Source organism: Paenibacillus sp. sgz302148 (assembly GCF_056120465.1).
Window position 1 is genome coordinate 96965 of the sequence record NZ_JBVYOJ010000019.1, and the last position, 16413, is coordinate 113377.

Annotated in this window: 15 protein-coding genes; 11 read left to right on the forward strand and 4 right to left on the reverse strand. The window is 49.2% G+C overall.

The genetic code is table 11. From position 1 onward, the window contains the following. Positions 1–192 precede the first annotated feature (192 nt). From AC0LWM_RS24975 to AC0LWM_RS24985, 3 genes are all read left to right on the forward strand, one after another. Positions 193–1980: an RNA polymerase sigma factor gene (locus AC0LWM_RS24975; protein ID WP_474677724.1), complete on the forward strand. Its 1788-nt coding sequence runs from the start codon at positions 193–195 to the stop codon at positions 1978–1980. 161 nt (positions 1981–2141) lie between these two features. Then, positions 2142–2720 (forward strand): TMEM175 family protein, encoded by a 579-nt coding sequence (locus tag AC0LWM_RS24980; RefSeq protein WP_474677775.1) that lies wholly within the window; start codon positions 2142–2144, stop codon positions 2718–2720. Between the two features lie 187 nt (positions 2721–2907). Continuing rightward, complete coding sequence (locus AC0LWM_RS24985; RefSeq protein WP_474677725.1) at positions 2908–3264, forward strand: VOC family protein; 357 nt, start codon at positions 2908–2910, stop codon at positions 3262–3264. Positions 3265–3295: 31 nt separating this feature from the next. On the opposite strand, the gene AC0LWM_RS24990 is transcribed toward AC0LWM_RS24985, so the two are convergent. Together AC0LWM_RS24990 and AC0LWM_RS24995 are read right to left on the reverse strand one after the other, a co-directional pair. Then, on the reverse strand, positions 3296–4501 hold the full coding sequence (locus AC0LWM_RS24990) for a COG4705 family protein (RefSeq protein WP_474677726.1): 1206 nt from the start codon (positions 4499–4501) through the stop codon (positions 3296–3298). A 175-nt stretch (positions 4502–4676) separates the two neighbouring features. Further along, on the reverse strand, positions 4677–5165 hold the full coding sequence (locus AC0LWM_RS24995; RefSeq protein WP_474677727.1) for an SRPBCC family protein: 489 nt from the start codon (positions 5163–5165) through the stop codon (positions 4677–4679). A 106-nt stretch (positions 5166–5271) separates the two neighbouring features. Here AC0LWM_RS24995 and AC0LWM_RS25000 point away from each other — a divergent pair, with 106 nt between their 5' ends. Further along, complete coding sequence (locus AC0LWM_RS25000) at positions 5272–5694, forward strand: winged helix-turn-helix transcriptional regulator (RefSeq protein ID WP_474677728.1); 423 nt, start codon at positions 5272–5274, stop codon at positions 5692–5694. 32 nt (positions 5695–5726) lie between these two features. On the opposite strand, the gene AC0LWM_RS25005 is transcribed toward AC0LWM_RS25000, so the two are convergent. Next, a complete protein-coding gene (locus AC0LWM_RS25005) occupies positions 5727–6980 on the reverse strand; it encodes an MDR family MFS transporter (protein WP_474677729.1) in 1254 nt (417 codons plus the stop codon). Positions 6981–7369: 389 nt separating this feature from the next. On the opposite strand from AC0LWM_RS25005, the gene AC0LWM_RS25010 reads away from it, so the two are divergent. The 6 genes from AC0LWM_RS25010 to AC0LWM_RS25035 all read left to right on the forward strand — a co-directional run bounded on the left by AC0LWM_RS25010 (position 7370) and on the right by AC0LWM_RS25035 (position 14281). Further along, positions 7370–8755: an amino acid permease gene (locus tag AC0LWM_RS25010; protein ID WP_474677730.1), complete on the forward strand. Its 1386-nt coding sequence runs from the start codon at positions 7370–7372 to the stop codon at positions 8753–8755. Between the two features lie 144 nt (positions 8756–8899). Next, complete coding sequence (locus AC0LWM_RS25015; RefSeq protein ID WP_474677731.1) at positions 8900–9403, forward strand: MerR family transcriptional regulator; 504 nt, start codon at positions 8900–8902, stop codon at positions 9401–9403. Beyond that, the gene (locus AC0LWM_RS25020) at positions 9400–9843 is read left to right on the forward strand and encodes an SRPBCC family protein (protein ID WP_474677732.1); all 444 of its coding nucleotides are present in this window, start codon (positions 9400–9402) and stop codon (positions 9841–9843) included. Before AC0LWM_RS25015 ends, AC0LWM_RS25020 begins: the two co-directional genes overlap by 4 nt. 2 nt (positions 9844–9845) lie before the next feature. Then, on the forward strand, positions 9846–10289 hold the full coding sequence (locus AC0LWM_RS25025; protein ID WP_474677733.1) for an SRPBCC family protein: 444 nt from the start codon (positions 9846–9848) through the stop codon (positions 10287–10289). A 204-nt stretch (positions 10290–10493) separates the two neighbouring features. Continuing rightward, a complete protein-coding gene (locus tag AC0LWM_RS25030; RefSeq protein ID WP_474677734.1) occupies positions 10494–12233 on the forward strand; it encodes an Imm51 family immunity protein in 1740 nt (579 codons plus the stop codon). A 122-nt stretch (positions 12234–12355) separates the two neighbouring features. Further along, positions 12356–14281, forward strand: a complete 1926-nt coding sequence (locus tag AC0LWM_RS25035; RefSeq protein WP_474677735.1) for an ATP-binding protein — start codon at positions 12356–12358, stop codon at positions 14279–14281. On the opposite strand, the gene AC0LWM_RS25040 is transcribed toward AC0LWM_RS25035, so the two are convergent. Then, positions 14276–14923, reverse strand: coding sequence for a response regulator (locus AC0LWM_RS25040; RefSeq protein WP_474677736.1), 648 nt, complete (start codon positions 14921–14923; stop codon positions 14276–14278). The genes AC0LWM_RS25035 and AC0LWM_RS25040 overlap by 6 nt on opposite strands. Positions 14924–15131: 208 nt before the next feature. On the opposite strand from AC0LWM_RS25040, the gene AC0LWM_RS25045 reads away from it, so the two are divergent. After that, positions 15132–16256 carry an acyltransferase family protein gene (locus AC0LWM_RS25045; RefSeq protein WP_474677737.1) on the forward strand — a complete coding sequence of 375 codons (1125 nt, stop codon included), beginning with the start codon at positions 15132–15134 and terminating at the stop codon, positions 16254–16256. Positions 16257–16413: the final 157 nt, after the last annotated feature.

Below are 16413 nucleotides of genomic sequence, written 5' to 3' on the forward strand. Positions count from 1 at the left end.
CTTTGTTTTTCGCCTTGAAAAAGAAAATGACCCCTCAAAAAAGGGGCCTTGGCACGAGGTCACGAATATGGTAATTGTCTGAAAATTGCTTTCGAATTTGGACGAAAAATGATCTTTTCAATTTTGTTAGGTTTCGGCGAGTTGCGATGTCTATGCTTTAGGTTGTTATCGTGTGCGCGATGGAGGGTTATTTTGTTCAGGGACATCGGAGGGCCTCAGGAATATCGGGTCGAAAATTTGACCGATACGGAGTTGATCGCAAAAGCGCAGGACGGCGAACGTGAGGCGTTCGGCGAGCTGTTTCGCAGGCATCATGCAAGAGCTTACGGCGTGGCGAGATCCATTGTGCAGGATACCCATGCCGCCGACGATATCGTACAGGAGGCGTTGATCAAGGCGTTCCTTCATCTCGGTACGCTGATGGATGCCGAGCGGTTCTTGCCATGGCTGCATCGGATCGTGCGGAATCAAGCGTATACCCGACTGAAAACGTCATGGCGGGAGCAGCCATTGACGAGAATGGTCGGCTTGCCTGCAGGCGGAAGAGAGGATGACTCATTTGGCGCCGGCGAAATGGAACGGCTGATTGATCGGCTTCGGCGCAGGGAGTTAGAGCCGTCCCAGGAGACAGACCCGGCTGTCCGGCTGGCGCGCCGCGAATGGTACGAGACGATCCGACTTCTGCTGTTGTGCCTGTCCAAGAGGGAGAGAGCTTTCTTCGAATCCTATTTCTTCGAGCAATTGTCGCCGAAAGAAATTGCCGATCTGTATCGGACGACCACCGGCAACGTGTACATGGTGTTGTCCAGATCGAAGAAGAAGCTGACGGAAGAACGCATCCGCCGCGATATCGACCGGTACATTTCGCGAAGAAGGCTAGGTGGTATAATGGAAAAGATGATTTTAAAAAAGCCGCGGGTGTTGCATTGGAAATCGCCGGTTTCATGGTCGCACGAACCTTGGACAACGGCGGGCTTCAACATGTATGGCCTGCTCGAGACGACCGACAAGCATGGCCTTAGCGTTGCCCAGGTGCTAGGATTGACCGGGCAATCGTTCCGGCTCAATATCGTAAAAGAATCCATTCATACTTCCGGTGCGACCCGGTATGATTGGAACGTCATTTTACCGAAGGCTATGCGCAACCTGGGCTTTCTATGCCGTGTCGTGAGCGGCGGATCCGCTGTGACCATTCAGGGGGCGGAACCGGCCGCACACGCCGCCGAAACGTTGGAGGAAGCGTTCAAGCTGATTCAGGAAACGGTGGATCGAGGGGGATATGCATTATCCTTCGATTTGACGCTGCCGGAGTTCGGAATCATTTATGGATACGATGATCATGCCCGAGAGCTCTATGTCGGCGATGTCAATGTAAGCTTTCACAGCAAGGATGAGCATGCGCGGTTGCCTTACGACCGATTGGGTCGAACGGTGACGGGCTTGTTGTTCGTCATGGCGATCGCGGGAAAGGTTCCGGTGACCAAAGAGGAGGCACTCTTCGGTGCGGTACGACTCATCCTCGACCATGCGAAAGGAAAGGAGCCGGTGCAAGAAGGCTGCGCGAACGGCTTGTCGGCGTATGAAGCTTGGATTGACGCATTTCGTCGTCGAACGATAGACAAGCATGGTAATTCTTACACGACGGAACTAGCGCATGATGCGAGGCGGTATGCGGTTCGGTTTCTAGAGGAGACGGCTTCCGAATGGGCCGGTATTCACAATAACAAGACCAGGGAGCTTCTACTCGAGGCCGCCCGGCATTATGCCCTGTGCGCGGAATCGTTTCAGTCGTTATGCCGGATGTTTCCTTTCGATGGGGGCCAGTCCACGCCGAATGAGCCGGAGACCGCTGCTCGCGCGATAGCGCTTCTTCAGGAAGCATGGGATCACGAGAAGAACGGGATCGCCGTGTTGGAGCGTCTTTCGGATTGGTTGCGACAGCAGCAGACTTCTTCCGCTCGCTGCGGGGATGAAGGTTAGGGATATGGAGCATTTTTCTCATCTAGGGAGTCAGGGTGGAAAAAATAGATTATTATAAAATCGATTGAGTCTTGCTTGACATGATGAGGGGTTTTATGCAAAGTTACTGGTGTTGGATGGCACTATAAACGAGCGCGCGAAGCGAGAAAAGGTGAAACACTCTGAAAGCGAATCGGATGGAAGCGTTCAGCGATGGCGTTTTGGCGATTATCATTACGATCATGGTATTGGAATTTAAAGTGCCGGAAGGCCATGACTGGCATGCGCTGATCGGACTTGGGCCGAAAATTCTTAGCTACATTTTCAGTTTCGTATATGTCGGCATCTATTGGAACAATCATCATCATCTGCTGCACATGGTTCGAACGATGAGCGGGCGGCTGATGTGGCTTAACTTGCTGCTCCTCTTCTGGTTATCCCTCATACCGTTCACGACAGCTTGGATGGGGGAAAGCCATTTTGCATCCACACCAACGGCGCTGTACGGCATTATTCTGCTACTAGCGGCGCTCTCGTACTGGCTGCTTCAGCACGCGATTTTTACCCAGCATTCCGGTGATTCCTCATTTGCCTTGGCGATAGGCAAAAACTGGAAAGGCAAATTATCTCCTTTGCTCTACTTGATCGCGGTCTTGACTGCATATGTGAGTCCTTGGATATCCGGCTTCTTTTTCGTACTCGTTGCCGTAATCTGGTTCGTGCCGGATAAGCGAATCGAGCATGCGCTTCGAGGCCGCTAAGAAAAGCTCTTCGATTCTCGCGCGCAGGCGGGTCTCGAAGAGCTTTTTTTTGGGCTGATGCTTTGGAGTTGAGCGCGCAAAAGGGTGCCGAAGTTGCTCGGAATACCATTGTGTTGGATAAGAAAGACTATAATAAATTATCGCGGAATGTAATGAATAATTCGAGAACAGGAAGTGAAGGTGAAATATGATCAACGCAGCACACATCATTCTCTACAGTACCGACGCGGAGGCCGACCGGATCTTCATCCGAGATGTGCTCGGGCTTGCCGATGTTGACGCCGGTGGCGGCTGGCTGATTTTTAAGTTGCCTCCTGCCGAGATTGCCGTGCATCCTACGGATGGGTTAGGCAAGCACGAGTTTTATTTTATGTGCGATGACATTGAGGAGACCCTTATGCAATTAACCGCAAAGGGCGTCATGATCTCGGAGCCGATCAGCAATCAGCGTTGGGGGCGGCTCGCGTCCATCAAGCTTCCCAGCGGTGCCGATCTTCCGATCTACCAGCCGCTTCATCCCACCGCCTACGACCTAGAGAGCTGAGTCGAAACAATATTCGTTGCCTTTTTCATTCTTATTTATTTGCGCCGTTTAAGATACGAAGCGAATCGTTAAGTGCGGATTTGCACTTGCCGGAATCGGAATTTCCCGAACGAACCGCCGCTAATACCACGTCAATCGTTCCATCGATTTCGGTCCAAGTATTACCGTCAATTTTCCTAAGCTTAGGTTCGGATATGTCCCATTGATGTTCCAAATTATCGGCGCTTTTTGTTGCCGAGGCAAAGTCATTTGAGCCTACATCATTCAATATATCACTTTCAATGTTAACGAAATCCGTTAATTGTCCGGCTAATGTAGTTTGTGAAGAATCGGTTTGCGATGCGATATTATGGTTTAACCCCACATAACCGCCTATACCGACAACGAAGGAAATACACAGTACCACAACGGTTTGCGTCAAAACGTTTGTATTGCTTCCATTCGTCTGCAGTGTTTCTGCGGGTTCGCTTTTCGACGTTGCGTCCAATTTTGTCACAGCAAGAAAAACGATGATCGCCAAAATAGCGGCAAGAAAAATGACGCTGGTAACGGTTGTCCCCAAACCTAACGCGCCGTTACTTTTTGGCTGAGACAGGTAATCCCCCAATGAAGCTCCAAGTGGACGTGTAAGAATATAAACAATCCAAAACGCTAATATCCCATCGAGTTTCAACTTCCATGCAAGGAATACGCAAGCGATTATCATGACGACGGTTATTCCCGTGAGAAGATAACCAAGACCGAGTTGTTCGGAAAATAAATCGCCGACTGCCGTTCCAAGCGCAAACGTGAAAAGAATGGTAAGCCAATAGAAAACTTCTCTTTTTCTTGTATAAATCGAGTGGATCGAGAGCGTTTTTTCACTAAGATACCAAAAAAGGAAAGTGGATCCCAGAAGCACAGCGAAAACGATTGTACTCGTCTCAAGAGGTATTCCGATATTGTCTGTCAAGTTATCGGTTGCCAACGTCCCAAATACGCTAATAAGCACAACGGTAAGCCAATAAACGCCAGGAACATATTTATTTGCTCTGAATAATTGAACATACAATACGATGAAAAACGCGATTCCCATGATGATCGTCGTGTTCGTTAAACCAAATCCAAGGCTGAAATTCAGGTAATCGGCAAATGTTTCGCCGACGGTTGTGCATAAAATCTTAATGATCCAGAAGAAGATCGTAACTTCAGGTACTTTGCTAAGCAAAGATTTCAATTTGTTTTGGTTCGCTTCCATGCACATGTTCCTTTCATAGAAGTGGTTCCCCACAACTTTATTTTAATCAACATTAATATAGTAAGATTAAAATCGCCTGAGAAAGGAATCATGACACCCTATTCTGCTCGACACTTACAGAAGAGGCAGCGCAATTCCTTGGCATAGCCTCGATTGCTAAGCGCCGAGCTTCGTTCTATTGCCTGGCGTTTCTAAGAATTTCTAAGCCGTGTTTGTTTGCAATTCGCTCGCTTTGGTTGGGCTGGCCCTTGCCCTTGGTAATCAAGTCGCGTAGGCTGCCTTTTATGTAGGTGCCCCAGGAGTCCGTACAGACCTCGTAGCACTCATACGCGGGAACGAGGCCTACGTGCGTAAATCGAACTTCTGTTTTGCCGTCCTTCTTGGCGATTTCAAAGACAATGTCGGTATCCTTCCACTCGCTCTTGTCCTCTACGAAGTTAAAGTAGTTGTCTGTAATGTGCCAAACAACCTTTTTACCTGGAACAAGCTCGGTGATTTGGATGGTGCAGCGGTGAATGTCTTGGTAGCGGTGCTTAAATTCACCGAGTTCGTCGGTTTTGCCCTCAACATCTTCCGACCACCACCCGCGGACGTTAGTGATGGCGCCGAAGACTTCTTCGGGGCTCTGATCTACTGTAAAAGAAGTGCTGTAGCTTTGATTCATGCAAGATATCTCCTCTCGATATTGTTGATCTACACACCGAGTATAATGCACGTACTTGCAAAACGCAAGTACAAACTTGCAAATTGCAAGCACGGAGAGTATAATCATGCTCATGAAAAAGCGAATTTCTACAGTTTGTCCGATCGTATATGCGCTCGACATATGGGGAGATCCCTGGAGCCTGGTCATACTTCGGGACGTCCTTATCCATAACAAGCGATATTACCGCGAGTTTCTTGCTTCCCGCGAGCACATCTCAACCAATATTTTAAGCGCGCGGCTCCAATCACTCACTGAAGCGGGTTTGCTCGTCAAGATAGAAGGCGAGTCAAACCGCGCACAAACGATGTACCGACCAACACAAAAGGCACTTGACCTATTTCCGGTCGTATTCGCCATCATGCACTGGGGCCTGAAATATAACCCCAATACCGATATGACGATTCCGATCATGCAGGAGCTAACAACAAACGAAAAAGGGCTGGAGCAGCGCCTTTTGCATAATTTCGACGATATTGCATCCGAATGAAATCGCGTCGCAGATCAGCATTTCAGATTCAATCAACTTGCTGATTCCGACTGCTCCACATGGATTCGAAATAACTGAATGTACAACGCGGCGCTGATCAATGCACAAACCAAAATGATGCTGAATACCCCCATAGGCGGCACCCAATTGGACAGGAAAACGGTCATCGGCGCCAAAAATTTGCCGATCGTATACTGCAGGCTATCGGCTCCCATGTACTGTCCTCTTGCGTGCTCCGGCGCATAACGGCTTATAAAACTTTGCGTTACCGGTGAACGTACCAATTCGCCGAAGGTGAAAATGATCGTCACGAAAAACAAGTACCATATGTTGGTGTTCAGACCAACGAAGAAGGTGCCGAAACCGGCCAATAGCGAAGACAATAGGAATACGTTGCGCTCTTTCCAATTGCGGAGCCATTTCGTAACAGGAAGGACAAACAAGACAAACAAAAGTCCGTTAAATCCGATGAGCCATCCAAATATGTCCGTGCTGGACAGCATAAAGGACTCGCCATTCCATGTAAAAAGAGGCTGAGACGGGACATGATGGATCACGAATACCGGCAAGTAAAGATCCAGTTGCATGATGGCTACCAGGGAAAAGACACCTGCCATAATATAAACGAGGAACACTTTATCGCGGAAAATAACGCCGTATCCCTTCCACTGCTCTTTGATTACGCTGGAAATCGAAGTTGAACTTTTCGCATTCTTCGCCGAATGCGGCAATGTCTCATGAACGATGAAATAAATCGCGATAAAGTAGAGCACCAACACCAACACGCAGGTCCACAACAGCTCTTGCCGATATTGAAAGAAGAAAACGGCTCCGAGTGCAGGTCCGAGCACCGCGCCGATGTTATTGGCCGTCGTAAACGTTGCGAAGATTTGGCGACGGTCTTCGGCCGGAACCAGGTCAGCAACCATCGCTGAGCTTGCAGGTCTATAGATGGCTCCCCCTATCCCAGCGCCGATAAAGGCGGCATAATCGATCCAGGGAGACGGTGACAACGCAAACGCCGCAAACATGACCGCCTGAAACGAAGCGCCCAGCAGCATGACGGGACGCCGACCTAACCGATCCGCTAAAGCTCCCCCGAGCAGACTTCCCATGATGCTGAATATCGGGGGAACGGTCATCAAAATGCCCGCGATATCATTGCCTAATGTCGAGCCGAAATATACCGTTATAAAAGGAAAATACATCCAAAACAACATATTAAACAACGCATCGCCGATTAACCGGACTTTCAAATTGATATCCCAAAATCGAATTTGTACCATACCGTCCTCTTTCCATAAGATGTTCCCGGCCGGGTAAACAAAATATAAGGCATATTCCGGAAAAAATATAGACTTATAATTATCGATAAGTTATACTAATAATATGAAAGCTGAATACGCCCTGTTTTAATTGAATTGCTTCAAAAAACGAACATTTGTTCGAAACGCTAAAGACGCTCTTATCGGGAGCGTCTTTTTTAATGCAATAAAAGCATGATTTTCCAAGCCGACATCATTGTTCTCATCAGAAAAAGATATTACAATATAGAAACGCAAAGACTTTGGAGAGCGCTTACAAAGAAAAATCCGCGCATCCTTCGTCAGTATGAGTTTTTTGCAGCTTGTCTAAAATAACAGCTAAGAGTAGCAGCCAGAAAAAGGAGACTGCAATGGAAAACAAACAATTGAAGAGGGGCCTCGAAGCGCGTCATATTCAGATGATTGCTTTGGGCGGCACGATCGGTGTAGGGCTATTTATGGGTTCCGCAAGCACGATCAGATGGACAGGTCCATCCGTGATGCTCGCGTATGCGATTGTGGGGATTTTTATTTTTTTCATCATGCGGGCAATGGGAGAAATGCAGTACGTAGAGCCAAGCACGGGGTCGTTTGCGACCTTCGGCCATAAGTACATTCATCCTTTGGTAGGGTATATGACAGCTTGGAGCAATTGGTTCCAGTGGGTCGTCGTCGGGATGGCGGAGATCATTGCCGTGGGGACGTACATGAAGTACTGGTTTCCGGATCTGCCCGCTTGGATACCGGGGATTATCGCGATGGTGATTCTTGGTGCGGCCAACCTATTCTCAGTGAAATCATTTGGTGAATTTGAGTTTTGGTTTGCCATGATCAAAATCGTTACCATCGTACTGATGATTGTTGCAGGGTTGGGTCTGATCTTGTTCGGGTTCGGCAACGGCGGGAATGCGATCGGATTTTCTAACCTGTGGCAGCATGGGGGGTTCTTTGCCGGTGGCTGGACGGGCTTTTTCTTTGCTCTCTCGCTGGTGGTTGGGGCTTACCAAGGCGTCGAACTGATCGGGATTACAGCCGGTGAAGCCAAAAACCCGCAAAAAACGTTAACGAGCGCGACGCAAAGTATTATTTGGCGGATTTTGATTTTTTACATTGGCGCGATTTTTGTCATTGTCACCGTTTACCCTTGGAATCAATTGCAGGCCATCGGCAGTCCGTTCGTTGCAACGTTTGCAAAAATCGGCATTACCGCCGCGGCGGGGATCATCAACTTTGTCGTCATCACGTCTGCTATGTCAGGTTGTAATAGCGGCATTTATAGCGCAGGACGCATGCTCTATACATTAGGCGTCAATGGACAGGCACCGAAAATATTTACGAAACTATCCCCTAGCGGCGTGCCCCTGCTGGGAACGATCGGCGTGCTCGTGGGATTGGGCATTGGCGTGATCCTAAGCTATATTGCGCCGGAAAATCTGTTTGTGCATGTGTACAGCGCCAGTGTGCTTCCCGGTATGGTGCCGTGGTTTGTGATTTTAATCAGTCAAATCAATTTCAGAAAAATCAAGGGAGCGGCGCTGGACCATCATCCGTTCAAAATGCCTCTTGCCCCAGTGACCAACTATGTGACGATTGCCTTTTTGCTTATGGTATTGGTTGGGATGTGGATCAATGACGATACGCGCATCTCGCTGATTTCCGGCATTGTTTTCCTAGGTATTGTCGCGATCAGTTATTATGCTTTCGGCGTTAGTAAGGCGGTTCCGGCAAGCGATGCCCCCAAAGAACACACCGAGTGATGATATCGCCAAAAAGAACAAAAACATCCCGTTCCTCAAGCTAATGTGGAATGGGATTTATTTTTATACTTGAACTTTACGTAACGTAAGGATTTATAATAAAGCTACAGGTACGTAGTTAACGCCAAAGAGTGGAGATGGTGAATGAAAGGATATTGGAAAATCGGGGACCTCGCCAAGTTGACGGGACTTACATTACGGACCTTGCGGTTTTATGATCAGATCGGGTTGTTCTCTCCGTCGGAATATACGGAATCCGGCCATAGGCTGTACAGTGAATCGGACTTATCCCGTTTGCATCAGATTTTATCGCTTAAGGAGCTGGGGTTATCGCTTGAGGAGATTAAGTCGGCATTAGTCGGCGGGCAAATCAGTCCGCTTGAAATCGTTAATTTTCAGATCAAACGAATCAAAGATCAGATGAAACTGCAGCAGAAATTATTGGAGCAGCTCGAACATGTATCCAAGCTGATGCAGGGCAAGGCGCAATTAACAGTGGAAGATTTCACGAGCCTTCTGCAAGCGATGAAAAAAACATTCGAGAAGCTGGTTATTGAGCGGCAAACGATTTGGGAGCGAAATTTGGATCTATTAGGGGGCTTTCTTATCGAGGAGAGCGGACCGAAATCAAAGGAGGAAAATGAATGAACGAACGATTTGTCAAACATGCGACCTTCGTCGTCGAACGGACATATGCCGCTTCGCCGGAGCGGGTTTATCGCGCCTGGGCTGACCCGGCTGTCAAAGCAAAGTGGTTTTCGAAGCCGGAGATTTTCGAATTCCGAGCCGGCGGGCGTGAATATAGCCGCGGGGGTCCGCCGGAAGGGCCGATCTTTACCTTCGACGCCAGTTATCAAGAGCTCGTCCCAGACCAGCGCATTGTCTATACGTACACCCTGGACATGGGCGACACGCGCGCCTCCGTCTCGATTACGACGGTCGAGCTGATCCAGGTGGAGGGCGCAACGAAACTGATTTTTACGGAGCAAGGGGCGTTCTTTGACGGACACGATACGCCGGAAGCACGGGAACACGGGACGGGCATTATGTTGGATGCGCTAGGCAAGCTATTCGAAGAGGAGGCATGAGCATGGCCGTCTTGGGCGACAACGAAATTATTTCGTCGCGCGAGTTCGACGTGCCGCGCGAGCTCGTGTTTCGGGCTTGGACAACCCCTGATCTGCTGGCTCGTTGGTGGGGACCGCATGGCTTTACGAATACGTTTCATCAGTGCGATATCAGGCCAGGCGGCGCGTGGCGATTCACGATGCACGGACCGAATGGCGTGGATTACCCGAACCATAGCGTCTTTGTTGAGATCGTGCCGCCTGAGCGGGTCGTGCTTGATCATCTATCCAGCCCCGAATTTCGAATAACGGCTACTTTCGCCGATCTGGGCGGCCGTACCCAAGTTACTTTCCGTCAGACGTTTAAGGTAACAAAGGTGTTCGAACAAATCAAGGCATACTGCGTCGAAGGCAATGAACAGAACCTCGACCGGCTTGGCAAGGTGCTGGCGGAAATGGCTTCGTAGCTGGGCAATATTATATCGGAAGAACATTCGCTTAAAATATGATGGATCTACGTTGTCGTCGTTCACACTCCCTGCAGGAGCTGGACGGCGATTTTTTTGGTCTGGACCATTGGTTTTGGGGTCCATCATTTTCCATGCGTATGATATGATGGATCCTAGGGAGTTGGTTGTAGCTAATATCCTATGAACGAAAAGAGGTAGAGCATGGAAAAAGACCTTTTGGAACAACTAAACCTTTGGCATCAAGACGGCGAATATGCAAAAATCGTCGATCGGATTTCGGATATTCCCGAACAGAACAGAGATTATGATTTGGTCGGTCATTTAGCCAGAGCGATGAATAATCTGGAACGATACGAAGAAGCACTGCAACTGCTATTGACGATTGAGAAACAAGGCGAGAACGACCCGCTTTGGCATTTTCGTCTTGGCTATGCCTACTACTACCTGGAACAATATGAGGACGCAGCTAGAGAATTCGAAATTACGAATAAGCTGGACCCCGCGGATCAGAGTACGTTGACGTTTCTTAAATGGAGCCGACAGGATGCCGACCGAACGAAAAGGAAGAAAAGGCGGCCCGTTGCAGCACAGTCGGAAAGCGAACCGGGCAACGACAACGGGATCGGCAAAGTCCCTTTCGTAAATTTCGACTTCACGAACTTCTGGGATGATAGCGACTACGCTTTAAAAGAATATGTCGACGAGCCGCCTACGGAAGAGCTTATCGCTTCAATAGAAGAAGAACTGGGGTACAAATTGCCGGCATCCTACATTGCCATGATGAAAATACATAACGGCGGTATGCCGATCAACGCTTGTTTCCCAACGGAGGAAGCAACTTCTTGGGCGGAAGACCATATTGCGATTACGGGCATTCTGGGGATTGGACGAGAGAAGAGATATTCGCTCTGCGGAGAATTTGGCAGCAAATTCATGATTGAGGAATGGGGTTATCCCGATATTGGCGTAGTGATTTGCGATTGCCCTTCCGCAGGCCATGACGTCGTGATGCTGGATTACCGCAAATGCGGCAGGAGCGGGGAACCCGAGGTTGTTCATGTCGATCAAGAAGGCGATTATGAAATTACGTTTCTGGCCAAAAACTTTGAGACCTTTATTCGAGGGTTGGTGAACGAGGAAATTTATGATACCTCGGAAGAGGACAAACAGGAGGATTTGCGGAGAGTTGCCGAAGGGGAATTTTCTCTGTTGCTTTCAGAGCTTTGTTCCCAGGTCACCGAGGTGGACAATATCGAGGGTATCATTCGCACGATCTGTACCAAAATCGTGGAGGATAAGGGTTACTTTGCTTTTCACGCCGACGAGCTCTCCACTTTGATGTATGACTTGCAATTTTGGCTGTACACCAAGCTTTACCCTAATCCTAGCCGGGAACAGTATCTGAAGACTTATGAAAAAATTATCGCTTTTGGCGGGACGTTTAGCACGGGAGGGTATGCTCCTGCCTTCATCACGGACTGGATGGACGAGCGTATACGTCAAGGAATGATGATCGAGGAAAACGATACGCTCAGGTTTACGGATGTAGCAACAGAAGAATTGCTTGGAAAGCTGAGCGCATTTGCTGCCATCCCAATGAGTTTTACAGAGGCAATTGAGCCGTTTCAGTTCATCGAGCATCAGCATGGCCGGGTGTCCGTGATTTTGAATGTCGGCGCTTATAAAGATGAAGTTTTTCAAACCCGGGCTGACGAAGGATTTGAAGGTAACGGTTACGATTGGGGCTCATTGGCCGCCGTTTTTGTTGCGGAAAAAATGCCCCAACTGGCAGACATCGTACATTTTGACCCCGAAGCAAGTATGTTCTGCGCATATTCTGACGATCGAGAGGCTCTGCAAAGTTTTGCGGTACAATTTAAAAAAGCTTGCGAGGACGATGCCATCATCCGGGATTTATTTTCGCGCGCTGAATTGGACTGATCAGATCAAAGGAATTTTTTTACGATCGAGTTCCGAATGACTTCGCTTGACCTATATCGCATAACTAACGTATGTTTGTTTTAATGTTTTATATTCCCTGAGTTCATGGAGGGGAACTTAGCTTGAAAGCCGTAAAATCTCCAATATTCGTAATTGCCATGGCCGCCGTCACTTATGCGCTGAATGGATGGATCAATTATAGTCTGGCGAAGCCATTGCCGGGTGCCTCCAAGTCGATGAACCTGCTGCGCTATCATTTGGATGACGGGCTGTTCACACTCTTGTTCTTATTCGCGGGCCTTGGTTTTATCGGGTTCTACACCGTTCTTCGCAAGGAAAAAGGCTATCTATATTTGGCGTGCTTCGCTTTTCTCGCAGCGCTGCTCCAGTTTTCCGAATGGAACGGAAAACCGTATCTGTTCGGGGACTTCCCGGATATTCCATACTTCTCCTTATTGGTCAAGAGCTGCATCGGTTTTCTGAATATGCTGTTCGTCAATCATTTGCTTGCGGCGCAGAACAATATCGTTAACCGGGTGCTTGCGGCGATGGGAGGGGGATTGCTGGTTTGCGTAGCGGCCGCTGCGATCATCCCGTCCGCCGAGAGCTTGTTTCGAATCATGAACATCCTATTTCTAGGTTTGGTCGTGATGTATATGGCTTGGAACGGGGTGCAGTTCATCTCTTTGCTTCGCAAGAACAGGGAGAACCCGGAACTTCAATGGTTAGCCCGCGGCTTCGTATTATTTCTTCTTATTCTGATCCCGGATATCGGCAAGGATGTACTCGAGTATACTGCCGGACGCTATTTCGGCTATCAGTACAATTATTGGGAACAGTGTCTTGAAGATACGTTTCCGTGGGCGTTGCTGGAGCTGATGCTGGTCTTCGGACTCCTGTTTCTTCGGCGCTTCACCCATACGCTACGCCAGAACCGGGAAGTGACGGAACAAATAAAGTCCAAAAATAAAGTGTTGGAACAGGAAGTAGCGACGAGACAGAGCCTGGATCAGCTGCTGACGGAATTAACGAAAGCTTACCGCGTGGAAGATCTGGAACAGAGCATGCTGCGGGAAGGGAATCGTTATTTCAAGCCTTACGCTTTCCGATGGGTCCGAACCGGCGAGGGACCATTACCCGCGCAGATAGCCGAGACATTGCAGAAGATGGCCGCTGCGTCTGTTCCTCCAATCATCGAACCCGGCGCGATGCTGGAATCCCCTGCTATGGCTGCGAGCTTCGCGGGGAGGCATAAAGAAGATACGATTTTCCTCGCGGTGACAACGGAGGAGGGAACGAGTCTTCAGCTTCATGACCGGGAGAGGTTCGCGCTGCAGCTGATGGGGAAATATGTTTCGGTTTTTTTGGAATATTTTCATATCCTGGAGGCGCGAATGGCCGATTGGGAGGCCCGAAATCCGGGGGACTGGATGTCCAAGCTGTTCATGCAAATTACGGAGAAGGAGCGGAAGCGTTTGGCTTCCGATTTGCATGATGAGGTGCTGCAGGAGCTGCTCCATCTTCGCCGGCAATTGGAGCAATGGGAATCCGCGGAATCCGGCGGCAAGAGCTTGGAGAAGCTCAGGATCGGTTTGGAAAATGCGGAATTTATGATTCGGGAGACTTGCAGAGAGCTTATGCCATCCTTTTTGTCGGACCGCGGGGTCGTTCATGCCATCCATCAACTGGTCGAAAAAACGAGGCTCCGGGCCGATTTCCACCTGATGTATGTTCCCAAGCCCATTCAGGCGCAGCTTACGGACGATCAAATGATAACGGTATACCGCGTGGTCCAGGAGCTGATTAACAACGCATGCAAGCATTCGGAAGCCGATGTCGTGACATTGGAAGTCGCGGAGAGGGAAAACCAAATCTGCATTCGCTATTCCGACGACGGCAAGGGGATGGCACTCCATCGGTTAGAGGAAGCTCCGGAACAATTAGGACTTCGGGGCATCACCGAGCGGGTCCGCATGCTCGGAGGAACCGTCCGGTTCGACTCCAAACCGGGCGAGGGAATGAAAGCGGAATGCGTATTTTCCCTATAACGTGCCGGAATCCAGCTTCAGCCAGTTGAGCTCAATTCCTTTCAAGACGGCATCTTGCCGTGAGTTCACATTTAATTTCGTAAATAAATGGGAGATCGCATATTCGACATTGCGCTGGCTCATGAAGAGCCGGTCCGCAATGTCTTTATTTTTGCAGCCTTGGGCAATGAGCTTCAGAACGCCAAGCTCCTTCTCGGTCAGCGTAGACCCGGAAGCGGACATGGCGGGGGCCTGCTGGAACGATCCGGTGCGAAGTTTTCTGGCTAAAGCCAAAGGAAGCACGATCAGCCCGTTCATGGCCAGCTTCAGGCTTGCAATGAATTCATGTTCTCCGATCGATTTCTCCAAAATTCCCGCCACGCCAAGGTCGATCAGCCGATCATAATGCTCCTCGATCTCTTCTCCTGTCAGAATGACAATCATCGCCTCCGGCTTGATCTTAAGGGCCTGCTCCGTTAGTTCAAATCCGTTCATGCCGGGAAGCTTCAAATCAAAAAGATATAAATCGTAATCGGTATGCCGCATCAGCTCTATGGCTTCTTGCCCGCCGCTGACCGGCGTGACTGAGAACCCGTGTTTCTCCAAAATCATGCCGGTTCCCGCGAGAAATGTTCGATGATCATCAACCAATAATATCCGCATGGTCAAGATTCCTTTCCAGGGGGTCTTATCCTCTACTATAGCATAATCGAGGGAAGGGGCCACCGAAGGATGTTCGCGCGGGACCGAAAAGAAAACATGGTCTCACCGCAAAAAGTTTGCGGGGGAAGCATCAACATTCTTCGGTGATGACGTTGGTTATGTTGTGATACCTTGAGAACAGATGAAATAAGGGAGGAAGGACTGTTACATGAATTCACAACGATTGATCTATCTCGACCGGTTAAAAGTCTGGCTAACCGTCCTTGTCGTGCTGCATCATACCGCCATCACTTACGGAGGCGAGGGAGGCTGGTATTATTACGAGCACCGAAGCAATATGCTGACGGAGGCGGTATTAACGCTGTTCACGGCTGTGAATCAATCTTTCTTTATGGGTTTGTTTTTCTTTATTTCAGGTTACGTAACACCCGCTTCTTACGACCGCAAAGGCGGCTTCTTATTTCTTAAGGATCGCATAGTCCGTTACGGGGTGCCCATTCTCGGATTTATGCTGATCGCGGACCCGCTGTTATCCTATATCTCGACGGGGTATGGGGGCAGCTTCTCCGCTTACTTGAAGGATCAAGTGTGGGCCGAACCATTCAGAGGCGTGACCGAATTCGAACCCGGTCCGTTATGGTTTTTGTTTGCGCTGCTGCTGTTCTCCATCGGGTATGTCGTATTTCGTATTTTGAACAAGAACCGAAAAGCTTCGGCTGTTCCCAAATGGACAAATCGCAAGCTTGTCATCTATCTTCTGCTGACCGGGGCAGCCAATTTTCTGATCCGTCTATGGCTTCCCATCGGGGAGACGGTGCTTTCCCTTCAGCTTGCTTACTTTCCGGCTTATATCGGGTTATATATCGGGGGTATCGCTGCTTATCGGGGGCAATGGCTGCAGCAATTTAAGGCCCAAACGGCCCGCAAATGGATTTGGGTGATGGTCGTTGTCATCATTGCACTGCCGGTCGTCATGATTCTAGGAGGAGCCTTGGACGGGAATATCGATGCTTTTAAAGGTGGGGCTACTTGGCAGTCCGCTTTCTATTCCTTCAGCGATCCGCTGTTGGGACTTAGCATATCGTACGTACTGCTGGTCAAATTCCGGGACCGGATGAACCGGGATTCCAAAACATCTTCATGGTTATCCGCCCAAGCGTATGCGGCATACATCCTCCATCCGTTAGTTGCGGTATATTTCGCGTACTGGCTGCAAGGCCTCGACTTGTTTCCTTTGCTGAAATTCATGCTGATCGGCGGCTTAGTCGTTCCTGCGGTGTTTGTACTTGCCTCATGTATTCGGAAAATGCCGGGGGCGGGTAGAATCCTATGAGGCACGTCCGTAGCCGAAAAACGGGGGGGCATCTATGACGCGTGCCGAAGTGACAGCCTTGATCGCAAACCAAGACAACCGATCTTATCGACAAGTAAACAAATTACCCTAACAACCATTGCCGACTTCATGTCGGCGATGGTTGTTTTTTGTAAGG

Coding starts and splice junctions, on each gene's coding strand:
- AC0LWM_RS25015 (WP_474677731.1), top strand. CDS start 8,900: ATGAAAGGATATTGGAAAATCGGGGACCTCGCCAAGTTGACGGGACTT.
- AC0LWM_RS24990 (WP_474677726.1), bottom strand. CDS start 4,501: ATGGAAGCGAACCAAAACAAATTGAAATCTTTGCTTAGCAAAGTACCT.
- AC0LWM_RS25005 (WP_474677729.1), bottom strand. CDS start 6,980: ATGGTACAAATTCGATTTTGGGATATCAATTTGAAAGTCCGGTTAATC.
- AC0LWM_RS25000 (WP_474677728.1), top strand. CDS start 5,272: ATGCTCATGAAAAAGCGAATTTCTACAGTTTGTCCGATCGTATATGCG.
- AC0LWM_RS25010 (WP_474677730.1), top strand. CDS start 7,370: ATGGAAAACAAACAATTGAAGAGGGGCCTCGAAGCGCGTCATATTCAG.
- AC0LWM_RS24985 (WP_474677725.1), top strand. CDS start 2,908: ATGATCAACGCAGCACACATCATTCTCTACAGTACCGACGCGGAGGCC.
- AC0LWM_RS25020 (WP_474677732.1), top strand. CDS start 9,400: ATGAACGAACGATTTGTCAAACATGCGACCTTCGTCGTCGAACGGACA.
- AC0LWM_RS24995 (WP_474677727.1), bottom strand. CDS start 5,165: ATGAATCAAAGCTACAGCACTTCTTTTACAGTAGATCAGAGCCCCGAA.
- AC0LWM_RS25025 (WP_474677733.1), top strand. CDS start 9,846: ATGGCCGTCTTGGGCGACAACGAAATTATTTCGTCGCGCGAGTTCGAC.
- AC0LWM_RS25030 (WP_474677734.1), top strand. CDS start 10,494: ATGGAAAAAGACCTTTTGGAACAACTAAACCTTTGGCATCAAGACGGC.
- AC0LWM_RS25040 (WP_474677736.1), bottom strand. CDS start 14,923: ATGCGGATATTATTGGTTGATGATCATCGAACATTTCTCGCGGGAACC.
- AC0LWM_RS25045 (WP_474677737.1), top strand. CDS start 15,132: ATGAATTCACAACGATTGATCTATCTCGACCGGTTAAAAGTCTGGCTA.